The organism is Streptomyces sp. NPDC050418, from assembly GCF_044458745.1.
Taxonomy (GTDB): Bacteria; Actinomycetota; Actinomycetes; order Streptomycetales; family Streptomycetaceae; genus Streptomyces.
Map to the genome: position 1 here is coordinate 395,501 of NZ_JBITIG010000001.1, position 13,917 is coordinate 409,417.

15 protein-coding genes are annotated in these 13,917 nt (G+C 71.9%); 7 read left to right on the forward strand and 8 right to left on the reverse strand.

Going from position 1 to position 13,917, the window contains the following annotated elements; genetic code table 11:
• The first annotated feature begins 39 nt into the window (after positions 1–39).
• The 6 genes from ACIBI4_RS01870 (at position 40) to ACIBI4_RS01895 (ending at position 4,997) form a co-directional block, all read left to right on the forward strand.
• On the forward strand, positions 40–639 hold the full coding sequence (locus tag ACIBI4_RS01870) for an N-acetylmuramoyl-L-alanine amidase (protein WP_399201546.1): 600 nt from the start codon (positions 40–42) through the stop codon (positions 637–639).
• A 117-nt stretch (positions 640–756) separates the two neighbouring features.
• Positions 757–2,037 carry a GAF domain-containing protein gene (locus ACIBI4_RS01875; RefSeq protein WP_399201547.1) on the forward strand — a complete coding sequence of 427 codons (1,281 nt, stop codon included), beginning with the start codon at positions 757–759 and terminating at the stop codon, positions 2,035–2,037.
• Positions 2,038–2,092: 55 nt separating this feature from the next.
• A complete protein-coding gene (locus ACIBI4_RS01880; protein WP_399201548.1) occupies positions 2,093–3,616 on the forward strand; it encodes an aldehyde dehydrogenase family protein in 1,524 nt (507 codons plus the stop codon).
• A 94-nt stretch (positions 3,617–3,710) separates the two neighbouring features.
• The gene (gene thpR, locus ACIBI4_RS01885) at positions 3,711–4,316 is read left to right on the forward strand and encodes an RNA 2',3'-cyclic phosphodiesterase (protein ID WP_399201549.1); all 606 of its coding nucleotides are present in this window, start codon (positions 3,711–3,713) and stop codon (positions 4,314–4,316) included.
• Positions 4,317–4,356: 40 nt separating this feature from the next.
• Positions 4,357–4,764, forward strand: a complete 408-nt coding sequence (locus ACIBI4_RS01890) for an FKBP-type peptidyl-prolyl cis-trans isomerase (protein WP_399201550.1) — start codon at positions 4,357–4,359, stop codon at positions 4,762–4,764.
• 83 nt (positions 4,765–4,847) lie between these two features.
• On the forward strand, positions 4,848–4,997 hold the full coding sequence (locus ACIBI4_RS01895) for a hypothetical protein (protein ID WP_399201551.1): 150 nt from the start codon (positions 4,848–4,850) through the stop codon (positions 4,995–4,997).
• 95 nt (positions 4,998–5,092) lie between these two features.
• Here ACIBI4_RS01895 and ACIBI4_RS01900 read toward each other — a convergent pair whose 3' ends face one another.
• Complete coding sequence (locus tag ACIBI4_RS01900) at positions 5,093–5,344, reverse strand: EF-hand domain-containing protein (protein WP_399201552.1); 252 nt, start codon at positions 5,342–5,344, stop codon at positions 5,093–5,095.
• Between the two features lie 196 nt (positions 5,345–5,540).
• Between ACIBI4_RS01900 and ACIBI4_RS01905 the strand changes: the two genes are divergently transcribed.
• Positions 5,541–6,191, forward strand: a complete 651-nt coding sequence (locus ACIBI4_RS01905; RefSeq protein WP_399201553.1) for a phosphatase PAP2 family protein — start codon at positions 5,541–5,543, stop codon at positions 6,189–6,191.
• On the opposite strand, the gene ACIBI4_RS01910 is transcribed toward ACIBI4_RS01905, so the two are convergent.
• Genes ACIBI4_RS01910 through ACIBI4_RS01940 form a run of 7 tightly spaced genes read right to left on the reverse strand, consistent with a single transcriptional unit; the run spans position 6,163 to position 13,916 of the window.
• Entirely contained in the window at positions 6,163–7,503 is a 1,341-nt protein-coding gene (locus tag ACIBI4_RS01910) for a glutamate-1-semialdehyde 2,1-aminomutase (RefSeq protein WP_399201554.1), read from the reverse strand. The genes ACIBI4_RS01905 and ACIBI4_RS01910 overlap by 29 nt on opposite strands.
• Positions 7,504–7,540: 37 nt before the next feature.
• Positions 7,541–8,092 carry a dTDP-4-dehydrorhamnose 3,5-epimerase family protein gene (locus ACIBI4_RS01915; RefSeq protein ID WP_399201555.1) on the reverse strand — a complete coding sequence of 184 codons (552 nt, stop codon included), beginning with the start codon at positions 8,090–8,092 and terminating at the stop codon, positions 7,541–7,543.
• Positions 8,089–9,339, reverse strand: a complete 1,251-nt coding sequence (locus ACIBI4_RS01920) for a polysaccharide pyruvyl transferase family protein (protein WP_399201996.1) — start codon at positions 9,337–9,339, stop codon at positions 8,089–8,091. Before ACIBI4_RS01920 ends, ACIBI4_RS01915 begins: the two co-directional genes overlap by 4 nt.
• Before the next feature lie 2 nt (positions 9,340–9,341).
• A complete protein-coding gene (locus ACIBI4_RS01925; RefSeq protein WP_399201556.1) occupies positions 9,342–10,298 on the reverse strand; it encodes a glycosyltransferase family 2 protein in 957 nt (318 codons plus the stop codon).
• On the reverse strand, positions 10,295–11,596 hold the full coding sequence (locus tag ACIBI4_RS01930; protein ID WP_399201557.1) for a hypothetical protein: 1,302 nt from the start codon (positions 11,594–11,596) through the stop codon (positions 10,295–10,297). Before ACIBI4_RS01930 ends, ACIBI4_RS01925 begins: the two co-directional genes overlap by 4 nt.
• Positions 11,593–12,894 carry a DUF4910 domain-containing protein gene (locus tag ACIBI4_RS01935; protein ID WP_399201558.1) on the reverse strand — a complete coding sequence of 434 codons (1,302 nt, stop codon included), beginning with the start codon at positions 12,892–12,894 and terminating at the stop codon, positions 11,593–11,595. The genes ACIBI4_RS01930 and ACIBI4_RS01935 overlap by 4 nt, the downstream gene beginning before the upstream one ends.
• On the reverse strand, positions 12,891–13,916 hold the full coding sequence (locus ACIBI4_RS01940; RefSeq protein WP_399201559.1) for an NAD-dependent epimerase/dehydratase family protein: 1,026 nt from the start codon (positions 13,914–13,916) through the stop codon (positions 12,891–12,893). Before ACIBI4_RS01940 ends, ACIBI4_RS01935 begins: the two co-directional genes overlap by 4 nt.
• Position 13,917 lies beyond the last annotated feature (1 nt).

Consider the following 13,917-nt stretch of genomic DNA (forward strand, 5'->3'; position numbering starts at 1 on the left):
CACCCCGCCCCCACCGCACCGACAGGTCAAGGAGCGATCATGGACCCGGCCCGCGCACTCCCCAGCCGGCGACGCCTTCTTCAGGGCGCCGCGCTGGCCCTGCCCACCTCACTGCTCGCCGGCGGCACCACCGAGGCCCGCCCGGTCGCCGTCGCCGACTACCCCGACGCCGACTGGGTGCCGGCCGACGCCTCCAACCAGACGGCCTCCAGCCGCCCGACCGCGTATCCGATCACGCATGTCGTCCTCCACGTCACGCAGGAGACGTACTTCGACACGCTCGGCATCTTCCAGAACCCGGCGAAGCAGGTCTCGGCGCACTACGTGGTGCGGTCGTCCGACGGCAACGTGGCGCAGTGCGTGAGGGACCGGAACGTCGCCTGGCACGCGGGCAACTGGACGTACAACACGCAGAGCATCGGGATCGAGCACGAGGGCTGGGTGGACCAGCCGAAATGGTTCACGCACGCCATGTACGAGTCCTCGGCTCGGCTCACCGCACACCTCTGCGCCACGTACGGCATCCCGCGCGACCGTGAGCACATCATCGGGCACAGCGAGGTGCCGGGTGCCACGCACACGGACCCGGGGCCCCTGTGGGACTGGACGCGCTACATACGGATGGTCAACTTCTACTAGCCGGGGCGACACCGACCGGTTTACGGGCCCGCGACCTGTTGCCGGGCGGCGCGACCGGGGTGACGATGGCGGCACACGTACCGGCCGGACAGGCATCTCTCCTACGCGGAGGCCGAGTTGACCGATCCCTGGGTGGCCCTGGAGCCGGGCACCGACCCGGCCGAGCGGACCCGTGTGCTGCGCCGTGCGCACACGGCGTTCACCACGGCCGGGACGGTGGAGCGGCCGGTGCGGCCCGTGGTGGCCGCGTCGTGGCGGCGTTCGGTACGGGCCCGGGTCAGTCCCGAGTGCACGGCCGAGGTCGAGCTGGCCGACGGCGACTTGGGGGCGTATCGCGAGGACCATCCGCTCGCACGCGTGATGCCCCTCCTGCGCGAGCTGGTGTCCACGTACGCGATGGACGGCGAGCATCTGCTCGCGGTGTGCGACGCGCAGGGACGGCTGCTCTGGGTCGAGGGCCACACCCTGACGCGTGAGCGCGCCGGGCGGATGAACTTCGTGCCGGGGGCGCGCTGGGCCGAGTCGGCGATGGGCACCAACGCGCCGGGGACGGCCGTCGCGGTCGACCGGCCGGTGCAGGTGTTCGCCGCCGAGCACTTCAGCCGCCCGGTCCAGCCCTGGACGTGCGCCGCCGCGCCGATCCACCACCCGCACACCGGGCGGCTGCTCGGCGCGGTCGACATCACGGGCGGCGATCCGCTCGCGCATCCGCACAGCCTCGCCTTCATCCAGGCGGTCGCCCGCGCCGCCGAGGCCCAACTGGCCCTGGAACAGGCCCCGCCGGACACCGGGACGGTGGCCCTGCACGCCCTCGGCCGCGACGAGGCCCTGGTGGTCGCCCATGGCCGCAAGCTCCGGCTGAGCCGGCGCCACAGCGAACTCCTCGCCCTGCTCGCCCGCCACCCCGAGGGCCTCACCGGCGACCAGCTGCTGCTCGCGCTGTACGAGGACGAGTCCATGGCGCCCGTGACGCTGCGGGCCGAACTCTCGCGTTTGCGCGGCCTGTTGGGCCCTGATCTGCTCGCGTCCCGCCCGTATCGCCTCACCTCCCCCGTCGAGGCGGACTTCCTGCTGGTCGAACGGCGGCTCGCGGCCGGTGCGGTGTCGGGCGCGATCGGCGCGTACGACGGTCCGCTGCTGCCCGGGTCCTGCGCGCCCGAGATCGTACGGCTGCGGGAGCGGCTCGACCGTGGGCTTCGGGCGGCGCTGGTGGAGCGGGCGGATCCGCAGCTGCTCACGGACTGGGTGCGCAGCCCCTGGGGCGGAGAGGACCTCGACGTATGGCAGGCGCTCGTCGGGGCGACTCCGCCCGGTGCGCGGGCCCGGGTCCGGGCCGAGGTGCGGGCCCTGGACCGTGAGCAGTCGGCCGCAACGTGGTTGCAACCTCCGCGTCCCTAGCGTCCCGGGCAGTGCTGCCCGACGGCGGGCAGCCGGGAACCGGGAGGCCACCGAGATGACCCGTTACGCCGCACCCGGCAGCGACGGTTCGATCGTCGACTACGCGTCGCGCTACGAGCACTTCATCGGCGGGGAGTACGTGAAGCCCGCCCGCGGCCAGTACTTCGAGAACCCCAGCCCGGTCAACGGACAGCCCTTCACCGAGATGGCGCGCGGCACCGCCGAGGACGTCGAGCGGGCGCTCGACGCCGCGCACGCCGCGGCGCCCGCGTGGGGCCGCACCTCCACCACCGAACGCGCCAACCTCCTCAACAAGATCGCCGACCGCACCGAGCAGAACCTGGAGAAGCTCGCGGTCGCCGAGGCCTGGGAGAACGGCAAGCCCGTCCGCGAGACCCTCGCCGCCGACATTCCGCTCGCCATCGACCATCTGCGCTACTTCGCCGGGGCGATCCGGGCGCAGGAGGGCACGCTCAGTGAGATCGACGACGACACGGTCGCGTACCACTTCCATGAGCCGCTCGGCGTCGTCGGGCAGATCATCCCCTGGAACTTCCCGATCCTGATGGCCGTCTGGAAGCTCGCCCCCGCGCTCGCGGCGGGCAACGCGGTCGTCCTCAAGCCGGCCGAGCAGACCCCGGCCTCGGTCCACTACTGGATCTCGCTCATCGCGGACCTGCTGCCGCCGGGCGTCCTCAACATCGTCAACGGTTTCGGTGCCGAGGCCGGAAAGCCCCTGGCGTCCAGCCCGCGCGTCGCCAAGGTCGCCTTCACCGGTGAGACCACGACGGGGCGGCTGATCATGCAGTACGCCTCCGAGAACATCAAGCCGGTGACGCTTGAGCTCGGCGGCAAGTCCCCCAACATCTTCTTCGACGACGTCTGGTCGCACGACGACGCCTTCCGCGACAAGGCCCTCGAAGGCTTCACGATGTTCGCGCTCAACCAGGGCGAGGTCTGCACCTGCCCCTCGCGCGCCCTGATCCAGCGCGGCCACTACAGCGAGTTCCTCGACGCGGCGATCGCCCGCACCGAACAGATCAAGACAGGCCACCCGCTCGACACGGACACGATGATCGGCGCCCAGGCCTCCAACGACCAGCTGGAGAAGATCCTCTCCTACCTGGACATCGGCCAGCGCGAGGGCGCGAAGATCCTCACGGGCGGCGAGCGCATCGACTACGACGGCGACATGGCGGGCGGCTACTACGTCCAGCCCACGATCTTCGAGGGCGACAACCGCATGCGGATCTTCCAGGAGGAGATCTTCGGCCCGGTCGTCTCGGTCACGCCCTTCAACGACTACGCCGACGCCATCAAGATCGCCAACGACACGCTGTACGGCCTCGGCGCGGGCGTCTGGACCCGCGACAGCAACACGGCTTACCGGGCCGGTCGTTCGATCCAGGCGGGGCGGGTGTGGGTGAACAACTACCACGCGTATCCGGCGCACGCTGCGTTCGGCGGATACAAGCAGTCGGGGATCGGGCGGGAGAACCACAAGATGATGCTGGATCACTACCAGCAGACGAAGAACATGCTGGTTTCCTACTCGGCGGACCGGCTCGGGTTCTTCTAGAGGCTCACGCCGGATGCCCCGGGGGTGTGTTCCTCCTCCGGGCATCCGGCCCCGGGCTTCGGCCCCGGTGGGTGCATGGGATACAAACACCTCCGTGACCCAGCCACCCCAGCCCGTGACCCAGCACGCGTTCATCGCCCTCGCGCCGCCCGACGACGCGAAGGCCGAGCTGGAGCATGCGCTGAGCCCGGCCTATGCCGCGTATCCGGGTCTGCGGTGGAATCGCATCGAGGACTGGCATGTCACGCTGGCGTTTCTGGGTGAGCTGCCGGTGGAGGTGGTCCAGCGGCTACGTGCGCCGCTCGCCGACCTGGCGGCCTCCCGCCCTTCGCTCGACCTGGCCCTCGCGGGTGGCGCTCACTTCGATGAGCGGGTGCTGTGGACTGGCATCGAGGGGGATCTCGAGGGGCTGCACGAGCTCGGCGCGTCCGTACGGGCGAGGGTCAGGGAGTGCGGCGTCGACTTCGTCGAACGGCCGCTGCGTCCCCATCTGACGCTGGCCCGCGCCCGCCGCAACGACCATGAGTCCGTGCCGGCGGCCGCGGCCGGGCTCGCCGGTTTCGCCGGACGTCCGTGGCGGACGGAACGCCTCCACCTCGTCGGCAGCACGGTGAAGGGGCACGAAGGCCGGCGCCGTTATCAGGACGTCGACGCGTGGACCCTGGCCACATCGCAGAGGATGGGCAGTCCGAACCCGTAGCGGGTTGCGGGCGATTCCGACGGAGAGCGAAGACGCTGCGATGAGTGAGCCCACGAAGCCCGAGGTCGTTGTCCCCGAGGGTGACGCCCCCACCGAATTGGCCGTCCGGGATCTGATCGTCGGGGACGGGCCCGAGGTGAAGCCGGGCATGGTCGTGCGGGTGCACTACGTCGGGGTGACCTTCGCGTCCGGGAGGGAGTTCGACTCCTCCTGGGACCGGGGGACGCCGTTCAAGTTCGCTCTGGGCGCCGGCCCGGTCATCAAAGGCTGGGACCGGGGTGTGCGGGGGATGCGGGTCGGGGGGCGGCGCGAGATCGTCGTGCCGCCGCGTCTCGGCTACGGCCGCCAATCTCCCTCGCCACTGATTCCGCCGGATTCGACGCTGGTGTTCGTGGTGGACCTCGTGGATCTGTACTCCGCCTCGACCGGGTGGAGCAGCACCGAGTAGGCGCGGCACGCAGCCTGCCACGCCGCCGCCGGCCGACTACCGTGAAAGCAGCGCACGTCGGCCGGGCGGACGAGGAGGCACTCGTGGTTCAGGTTCTGCTCGCCGTCCTCATTCCGTGCGGGCTCCTGGCTCTGGGCGTGGGCGCGTATTGGGTGTGGGTGTACTTCGGGACGAACAAGCCGTGGGAGTACGGGGGCGGCGGGGACCACGGCGATACCTGGGGCGGCGTGTGATCGCGGCTGGGCGCCCCTGATTCGGCGCCGAGCACCCAGCGGTCGGAGGGCGTGGCTCCCCAGCGCAGTGCCCCACCCTCACCTGCTCCCCGGATCTACCAGCCGAACTTGCGGTTCACGACCTCGGCGAACTCCTCGAAGGACAGCTCCGCGTCCCCGTTCTGGTCCGCCGCGTCGAACAGGGCCGATGAGGCCTCCGCGTCGCCGACGCCCCAGAACGGCAGGACGCCCTGCGCGGCGAGCGTGGGACCCTTCGTCAGGAGGGCGGTGATCACCTCGTCGCGCGTCAGACGGCCGTCGCCGTTGAGGTCGAGCGCGTCAAAGAGTTTGCGGGCCTTCTCGCTCATCACGGATCCCCGTTTACGTCGCGGCATCTTTGGGCCTCGCATCCTATGCGGGGCGCCCGGCGCGGTTCCGGGGCCCTCTCGCCCCTGCCGCGTCCGTATGGTTGGTTAGGGTGACAAGTCAGGTCAAGTGCGGTGGTACGGGGGCTTCGTGACGGGGAGTGGGGAGCCGTCCGGGCCGGGGGTCGTCCCTGCCGGGATGAAGCTTCGGCTCGGGTGGGGCGGGGCGGCAGCCGGGTTGGCCGTCCTCCTGGTCGGGTGGATGTATGCCGGGCACAGGGCGCCCGGGCGGGTGGACCGGTGGTTCGTCGATCCGACCGCGGACGCCGTCGAGGGGGCCGCGCGACGCGTCGCGCTGACCGTGGACTTCCTTGCCGAGCCGCTGGGGGCGGTCATCCTCGTGTCGGTGATCGTCGTGGTGTGCGTGGCGGTGCGAGCCCTCGCGGCCGCGGTGTTCGTCTGCGGGACGGTCGGGGTCACGCTCGGTGTGGTGCTGCTGCTCAAGTCGGTGGTGGGGCGGACCATTCACGGCGAGGGGAATCTCTCGTACCCGAGCGGCCACACCGCCTTTCTCACCGCGCTCACCCTCTCCGTCACGCTCGTCCTGACCGCGCGCCGCGGGCTCGGGCGCGCGGCCGGGACGTGGGTCGTGACGTGGACGGTGTACGGGGCGGCGCTGGTGGCGGGCGGGGCGATGGGCTGGGCGCAGGTGGCGCTGGGCGCCCACTATCCGACGGATGCGCTGGGCGGATGGTGTACGGCGGTCGCGGTGGTACCGGTGGTCGCGTGGCTGGTGAAGCGAGGGATGCGGGGCGCGGGCCTCACGAGCGACGGCGGAAGACGGGTCTGACCGGGCGGCCGCCCGTCCATGGTGTGGGGTCCTCGGCGTCAAGTGCCTTGCGGTAGACGGCGGATGCCTCCGCCACCACGTCGACCGTGCGGTCGATGTCCGCCACGGTGAGCGCGCTGCTCACCACGAAGGACGGGGCGAGGACGCCGCCCGCGAGGAGCTGCCGCAGGAAGAGCGTGCGGTATTGCTGTGACGGTGAGCCGTGTTCGTCGAGCGTGGCGAAGACCACGTTGCTCGGGCGTCCCCGCAGGACGATGTGGTCGTCCACCTGCTGCGCCGCCGTCGCGGCGCGGACGCCCGCGGCCAGCCGGCTGCCCAGCTCATGGAGGCGGGCGGTCACGCCCTCCTGCGTGTAGGTCGTCTGGACGGCCATCGCCGCGGCCAGGGAGTGGCTTTCCGCGCCGTGCGTGGTCGACAGGAGGAAGACGCGGTCGTCGGCGTGGCGCAGGCCGCCGCGCTCCATCACCTCGCGGCGCCCCGCGAGCGCGGACACCGCGAAGCCGTTGCCGAGTGCCTTGCCGAAGGTGGAGAGGTCGGGGACGACTCCGTACAGTCCCTGGGCGCCCGCTTCCGACCAGCGGAAACCGGTGATCATCTCGTCGAAGACGAGCAGACAGCCATGGCGGTCGGCCAGTTGACGCAGGCCCTCCAGATAGCCGGACGGTGGTTCGGTGTGGGTGGCGGGTTCGAGGATCAGGCAGGCCACCTCGCCCTCGTGGCGGGCGAGAAGTTCCTCCGTGGCCGCGAGGTCCCCGTACGGGAAGGTGAGCGTGAGGTCGGTGATGGCCGGCGGGATGCCCGCGGACATCGGGGTGGTGCCGATGAACCAGTCGTCCACCGAGAAGAACGGGTGGTCGCCGCAGAGCGCCACCCGCTCCCGCCCGGTGACCGCGCGGGCGAGGCGGACGGCGGCCGTGGTGACATCGGAGCCGTTCTTGGCGAACTTCACCATCTCGGCGGTGGGCACGGTCCGCAGGAAGCACTCCGCCGCCTCGATCTCAAGGAGCGAGGGGCGCACGAAGTTGCTGCCCCGGTCGAGTTGGCGGCGGACCGCCTCGGTCACGCGCGGGTGCGCGTGACCGAGGCTGACCGAGCGCAGCCCCGAGCCGTACTCGATGTAGCGGTTGCCGTCGGCGTCCCAGACGTGCGCGCCCCGGCCGTGGCTGATCACCGGCGCCAGGTCCTCGGGGTACTGGTCGTCCCCCTTGGCGTACGTGTGCGCGCCGCCGGGGATCAGGGCGTGCAGCCGCTCGTTGGCCTGCCGCGAGGCGGGCAGGTCCAGGGTCTCCGCGCTCGGATGCTCTGCGTTCAAGTCCTCTGCGTTCAAGTCCTCTGCGTTCACGGTGTGTTCAGCCTTCGCGCTGCTTGAGGAACACGGCGAGGCTCTGCGCCTCCCGGTCCCGTACGGACATCGAGGTGATGGGCAGGGGCCAGGGGATCGCGAGATCCGGGTCGTCGTGGGCGATCGTGACGTCCTCGGCGGGATCGTGCGGACGGTCGATGCGGTACGAGGTGTCGGCGGTGGCCGTGAGCGCCTGGAAGCCGTGCGCACAGCCCGCCGGGATGTAGACGCTGGCCTGCGAGGCGCCGGACAGCTCGAAGTGGGCCTGCGACAGGTAGGTCGGCGACTGCGGCCTCAGGTCGACGACCACGTCGAAGATCTCCCCGTACGAGCAGCGCACCAGCTTCGCCTCGCCCGCGCCGGAGCGCAGATGGAGGCCGCGCAGTACGCCGCCGACGGAGCGGGAGACGCTGTCCTGGACGAAGGCGTCGGGGTCGAGGCCGGCCGAGCGGATCAGCTCGGCGTCGAACGTGCGGCAGAAGAAGCCGCGCTCGTCGGAGTACGGCGTCGGTTCGAAGAGGAACACGCCCGCGATCTGCGGGACTTCGGTCGCTTTCACGGTGCCTCCCGGTCGGCGCCGGCACAGGTGAGGGTGGGGCGCTGCTGGTCGTTGCGGTGCGGGGGCGGGAGCAGGGAGGCGGTCAACGCGGTCAGGGCGCCGTGCAGTTCGCGCCCGATCTTCGCGTTGCGGGCCGCGAGCTGTGCCCGCAGCGCAGGTGCGTTCCGCTCCAGCTCCCTGAGTTGTACGAGGAGCCGGTCCGGGTCGATGGTCCGTGCCGGGTGGGTGTACGCGCCGAGTCCCCAGTCCCGCATCAGGTCGTCGTTCTTCGCCGCGTAGCCGAGTGCGAGGGTCGGGGTGGAGGTGCGCAGGGCGCAGATCAGGTTGTGGTAGCGGGTGGCCACCACCGCGTCCGCGGCGGCCGTCTCCCGCATCAGATCGGTCAGCGACGTGACGGGGGCGGTGGTCACCAGGGGCGAGGCCACCGTCGTGCGGATCGCGTCGGCCACCCGCCTGTCCGCCGTGTCGCCGGTGAGGAGCCGCACCGGACGGCCGTCCGCGGCAAGGGCGCGGACCAACCGGGTGGTGCCGTCGAGGTAGCGCCGGTGGATGGCGGCGGCCCGGTGGCGGTCGTCGTTGCTGCCGTGGAAGTCCATGACGCCGACGCAGACCGTGCCCGGGGTGCGGGCGGCCGCGGGTGCCGGGAGCCCGAAGGCGAGGTCCGGGTGGACCGCGTCCCGTGCCGTGTCGACGCCCAGGTCCCGTATCGCCGTACGGGACGGGCCGTCGCGGAACGACCGGTGTGTGGCGAGCCGCGCCGACCAGCGGAGCAGGGCGCGTGTCGGGCGGCTGCGGATCGGGGCGGCGCCGACGCCGGCCAGGGCGACCGGTGTACGCAGCAGGCGGCCGCTCGCGCAGAGCAGGAACAGGGCGTACGGGAAGCCCCAGGGCCGCAGGGGCAGCGTGGCCTCCAGGACGCCCATGCCGGGCACGATCACCGCGTCGTGGCGGCGCACCCAGGCGGCGGTGCGGGCGATGTCGACGAGTTTGCCCAGGCCCTTGCCCGCGATGGCGCCCGCGCGGGACGCCGTGCGGTACTCGCCGCCGTACCAGTGCAGCCTGGTCGCGGGGATCCCGTAGCGGGCCGTGACCGTCCGCGGGCCGCCGCACAGCGCGTCCACGACGGCGTGCGGATACTCGGCGCGCAGATGGACGAGCAGGGCCTCCAGCGAGCCGTCGTTGCCGAGGTTGCCGGAGCCGAGCAGGCCGAACACACCGATCCGGAGAGGGGTTTCCTCCAGATGCATCGTCACGCGCCGCCTCCCGAGCGGCCTTCGCGGCCGGCGACGAGGGAGTCCACGGAGAGGGTGAGCAGCGCCGGGTCGACCGGGGTGCGGTCCTCGACGCGTTCACCGGCGCCCGGCCGCACGCGGCTTGTCAGCCATGCGGCGAGGTGGCGGCGGCAGGCCCGGCGGTCGCCGGAGGACAGCGGGGCGCGTCCGATCGCGGAGGCGAAGCCCCAGACGTACTCGGCGAGCAGCCGTGGTGTCGGGTGCAGCGGGCCGGCGCGGCGCGGGTCGAGGTTGACGCAGCGGGAGCGCTTGGACGGGTTGGCGCGTTCGGCGCGCGTGGGGTGGTCGCGGCGGAAGTAGAGGAGCTCGGGCACCTGGTGGAAGGCGCCGTGCAGGGTGATCTCGGCGACGAAGGTGCGGTCGGCGTGGTGGTAGCTGTCGTGCGGCTTGACGCGGCGCAGCATCGCGGCGCGCATCACGCCGTAGAAGTCGTCGCCGCCGGGCTCGAAGAGCAGACTGCGAAAGCGCGTCGGGGCGTGCGGGGAGTCGGTCGCGAGTCCGTAGGTGTACGGGACCTTGATCCGGGCGTCGCCGTCGATGACCGCCTGGCCCGCGTGCGCGAGAACGATCCCGGGCCGCTCGTCGAGGGCTTCGACGCAGCGCGCGAGGAGGTCGCGGGCGTAGAGGTCGTCGTGGGAGGCCCACTTGAAGAGTTCGCCGCGGCACTCGGTGAAGACGTAGTTGTGGTTGGGTGCCGCGCCGATGTTGCGGGGCAGCCTGATGTAGCGGATCCGGGTGTCCTGCTCGGCGTACTTGCGGCAGATGTCCTGGGTGCCGTCCGTCGAGGCGTTGTCGGAGATGACGAGTTCGAAGTCCTCGTAGGTCTGCCCGAGCAGGGCGTCGAGGGACTCGGCCAGATACTGCTCGCCGTTGTAGACGGGAAGGCCGATGCTCAGCCGGGGTGGGGCGGTCATGGCGTCCTCACTTCACTGATGGGGGGTTGGTGGTACTCACGCAGCGCCGACCGCAGGTGCAGCCACCACACGGCCGAGCTGCCGAGGGTCGCCGCGGCGACCCCCCAGGCCGAACCGGCCGTACCGGCCGCGGCCGCTCCGCCGAGCCCGCCGCCGACATAGCAGAGGGAGGCGAAGAGTTGACTGCGCAGACTGCGCTTCGCGTCGCCGAGCGCGCGCAGTCCCGCTGCCGCCCCGGTGCCGAGGCCGGAGCCCGCGACACTGAGGGTGACCGGCACGATGAGCCCCGCCGCACCGCTCCACACGTCGCCGAGCACGAGCTCCCCGGCACGGTCGGGCATCAGCAGCAGGGCCACTCCCCAGAGCACGGCCGCCGCGGCCTGTCCGACGCTCAGCAGCAGACAGAACCGGGCGAGGCGGTGCGGTGCGTGCTTCAGCACACGGGCCGCCTCGGCGACCGTGACCAGGGAAAGTCCCATCAGAAGGGCGAGGAAGGGGCCGAGCAGCAGTTCGGCGCCGCGGACCACGCCCACCGCGCTCACCCCGACGATCGCGCCCAGGCCGTACGCCCGCAGCTGGACTGCGCCGCTGAGGCTGACGTTCTCGGCGAGGAAGCGGTAGCCGAGGTCGCGCTGCTCGCGCAGCCAGCCGCGGGCCCGCGTGAGCCGGGGCCGGATACGGCACTGGAGGCAGCCGTAGGCGGCGGCCACGGCGGCGGATCCGCCCCAGGCGACGACGAATGCGGCGACGCTGCCGTCGCGTGCGGCGAGCAGCAGTGCGGGCAGGAGCGCGATCCCCCACACCAGGTCGTTCACGAACGCCTTGCGGCCGGTGCCCGCCGCGAAGAACGCGAACCGCCACGCGTCCTGCAGCAGCAGCCCCGGCAGGACGATCCCGAGCCCGGCGAACGCGGAGCCGACCCGCCCGCCGAGCGCGAGCCCGGCCGCCAGACAGCCCGCGCCGACCACGACACCGACGCAGAGAGCGGTGCCCGTGGCGCGCGCCACGGCGGTACGCCACATGGCGCGGGGAACGGCGCTGAAGCGGACCACGAGCGGGTCGGTGGCCAGCCCGCGGGAGATGTTCAGGACGACGCCGTACGTCACCCACGCGAGGCTGAAGACGCCGAAGGCGGTGAGGCCGAGGGAGCGGGCGACGTAGATGCCCACCGCGAAGTTGGTCAGGCTGGAGGCCGCCTGGTCGGCGAGCCCCCAGGACAGCCGGCCGAGGACGCCGCGCGTGGCCGGTGCCTGCTCGCCGTCGACGGCCGTGGCTCTCCCGGTGGTCATCGCCGTCATGCCTTGATCAGTCCGGCGGCGTGCAGGGCGTCGGCCGCGCCCGCGACGGCGGTGAACGGCAGCCCCGAGCGGTCGACGACCTCCAGGAGGCTGTGCTCGCCGTCGGAGAGGCTCAGCACCCAGAGCATCGCCAGCTGTGCCTCCTGCCCGTCGCTGCGGCCGCCGAGCGAGGCGTACAACCCGCGTCGGCCGAGCTGCGGTTCTCCGTAGGGGCTGAGGTTCATATAGCGCCGGTTGCGGTCGAGGACGGCGAAGGCCTCGCGGCAGACGGCGAGGGTGTCGGCCATCGCGGCCGCCGAGACGAAGTCAGGATTGTCGGCGGAGGTGTGGTACTCGGGGTAGCCCGCGTACGGGGTGCGGCTGAGCGAGCCCACGCCGAGGTCGAAGCCCGGCGAGCAGAACTGGCGCTCGTCGTAGCCGTAGGGGGTGAACTCCTTGATGTGGTGCGGCCGTTCGGTGGCGGCGAGCACATGCCGCAGCACCTTGTCGATCTCCGCGTCGCCGCGCCGGCTCTGTTTGTACGTGAGGGCGCCCCGGTCCCCGGCGCAGGCGAGGACGAGGCCGTGCTTGACCCGGTCGATGCGGTCCTGGTTGCGGGCGAGCCAGGTGATCGCGCCGATGGTGCCGGGCGCGAAGAGGAACCGGTAGGTGTAGTACGGGGTTTCGGCGGCGAGCGCGAGCGCCAGCTGGGTCGCGACGGCGATCCCGGCCAGGTTGTCGTTGGCGAGCGACGGGTGGCAGACGTGGCTGGAGACGATCACCTCGTCGGGCACCTGCCCGGGGATCACGTGCTCGGCGTAGGAGAGGTGACCGTCGGCGAGCGTGGAGTCGATCCGTACCTCGTAGTCGCCGTCCGGCAGCGCGTCGAGCGTGTTCTGACTGAGGCAGAAGCCCCAGGTCCGCCGGTAGTAGCTGGTGCGGTACGGGATCCAGTCGGGGTGGTCGGGCAGGGTGTGCAGGCGGGAGCGGAGCTCGCTCAGCGGCAGCGTCGTGGCGACGGGCTCGCTGTAGCCGAGGACATGCAGGCTGGACGCGGCGAAGTCGACGACGCGCCGGCCGTGCGCGTCGGCGATGTACGCGTCACGGATGTTCCACTCCTCGGGCACCGTCCAGTCGAGGACCTGCGTCCCGGTCGGCACCTCGTGCCGCGTCAGGGGCAGGTACTCGCCGATGATGTCGAGGGTGGCGCGGACCCCGTCGCCGGTGATGCTGCGGCAGATCGGATACAGCCGCTCGACCAGCGCGTGCATGGCCTCGCCCGGACCGTCGGCCGGCCCCTCCGCTCCCGCCTGTCTCATACGCACCTCCGCAGCGACGCGTCGACCGTGCCCGCCTCGCTCGCCGCGCGCAGGACCGCGAGCCGTGTGTAGCGGTGCTCGAAGTCCTCGCGGTTCATGCCGAACGCACGGTAGGCGTCGGCGAGTTCGAGGGCGCCGCGCTTCACTGTCCACTGGCAGTCGAAGCCCGGTATCGCGGCCCGGAACGCGGAGAAGTCCACGCGGTACGAGCGCGGGTCGGCGCCGGTCTCCCCCGTGATCACCACCTTCGCGCCGGTGACCGCCTCCGCGACCTGCTCGGCGATCTCCGCGACCGTCACGTTGTTGGTCTCGCTGCCGATGTTGAAGGCCCGTGCGTGCACGGCCTCGCGGGGTGCGTCCAAGGCGGCGGTGAACGCGCGGGCGATGTCGGCGGCGTGTACCAGGGGCCGCCACGGGGTGCCGTCGGAGAGCACCAGGACCTCGCCGGACAGCAGGGCGTGACCCACGAGGTTGTTGAGGACGATGTCGGCGCGCAGCCGGGGCGAGTACCCGAAGGCGGTGGCGTTGCGCAGGAATACCGGACTGAAGCCGTCGTCGGCGAGGGCCCGTAGATCGTCCTCGACGCGGACCTTCGACTCCGCGTACGGCGTCACGGGCCGCAACGGGGCGTCCTCGCCGACCAGTTCACCGCCGCCCGCGGCGCCGTACACCGAACAGGTCGACGCGTAGAGGAAGCGCCGCACCCCGGCCTCCTTGGCCAGGCGCGCGAGGCGTACGGACGCGTGGTGGTTGATGTCGTACGTGAGCTGGGGCGCCAGCGAGCCCAGCGGGTCGTTGGAGAGCGCCGCGAGATGGATCACGGCGTCCACACCGGCCACGTGCTCGGCCGTGACGTCGCGCAGGTCGACGCGGTGGCCCGGCGGATCAGCGGGCCGAGGACCGAGGACGCAGTCGGCGAACAGTCCGGCGTCGAGCCCGACGACCTCGTGTCCGGCGGCGGCGAGGACCGGGGCCATGACGGTGCCCAGGTAGCCCTGGTGCCCGGTGAGCAGTACGCGCACG

What these genes read in the sequence shown, in the direction of transcription:
- ACIBI4_RS01930 (WP_399201557.1), bottom strand. Translation starts at nt 11,596, where the DNA reads ATGACGGCGATGACCACCGGGAGAGCCACGGCCGTCGACGGCGAGCAG.
- ACIBI4_RS01870 (WP_399201546.1), top strand. Translation starts at nt 40, where the DNA reads ATGGACCCGGCCCGCGCACTCCCCAGCCGGCGACGCCTTCTTCAGGGC.
- ACIBI4_RS01900 (WP_399201552.1), bottom strand. Translation starts at nt 5,344, where the DNA reads ATGAGCGAGAAGGCCCGCAAACTCTTTGACGCGCTCGACCTCAACGGC.
- ACIBI4_RS01935 (WP_399201558.1), bottom strand. Translation starts at nt 12,894, where the DNA reads ATGAGACAGGCGGGAGCGGAGGGGCCGGCCGACGGTCCGGGCGAGGCC.
- ACIBI4_RS01880 (WP_399201548.1), top strand. Translation starts at nt 2,093, where the DNA reads ATGACCCGTTACGCCGCACCCGGCAGCGACGGTTCGATCGTCGACTAC.
- ACIBI4_RS01890 (WP_399201550.1), top strand. Translation starts at nt 4,357, where the DNA reads ATGAGTGAGCCCACGAAGCCCGAGGTCGTTGTCCCCGAGGGTGACGCC.
- ACIBI4_RS01920 (WP_399201996.1), bottom strand. Translation starts at nt 9,339, where the DNA reads ATGCATCTGGAGGAAACCCCTCTCCGGATCGGTGTGTTCGGCCTGCTC.
- ACIBI4_RS01925 (WP_399201556.1), bottom strand. Translation starts at nt 10,298, where the DNA reads ATGACCGCCCCACCCCGGCTGAGCATCGGCCTTCCCGTCTACAACGGC.
- ACIBI4_RS01905 (WP_399201553.1), top strand. Translation starts at nt 5,541, where the DNA reads ATGAAGCTTCGGCTCGGGTGGGGCGGGGCGGCAGCCGGGTTGGCCGTC.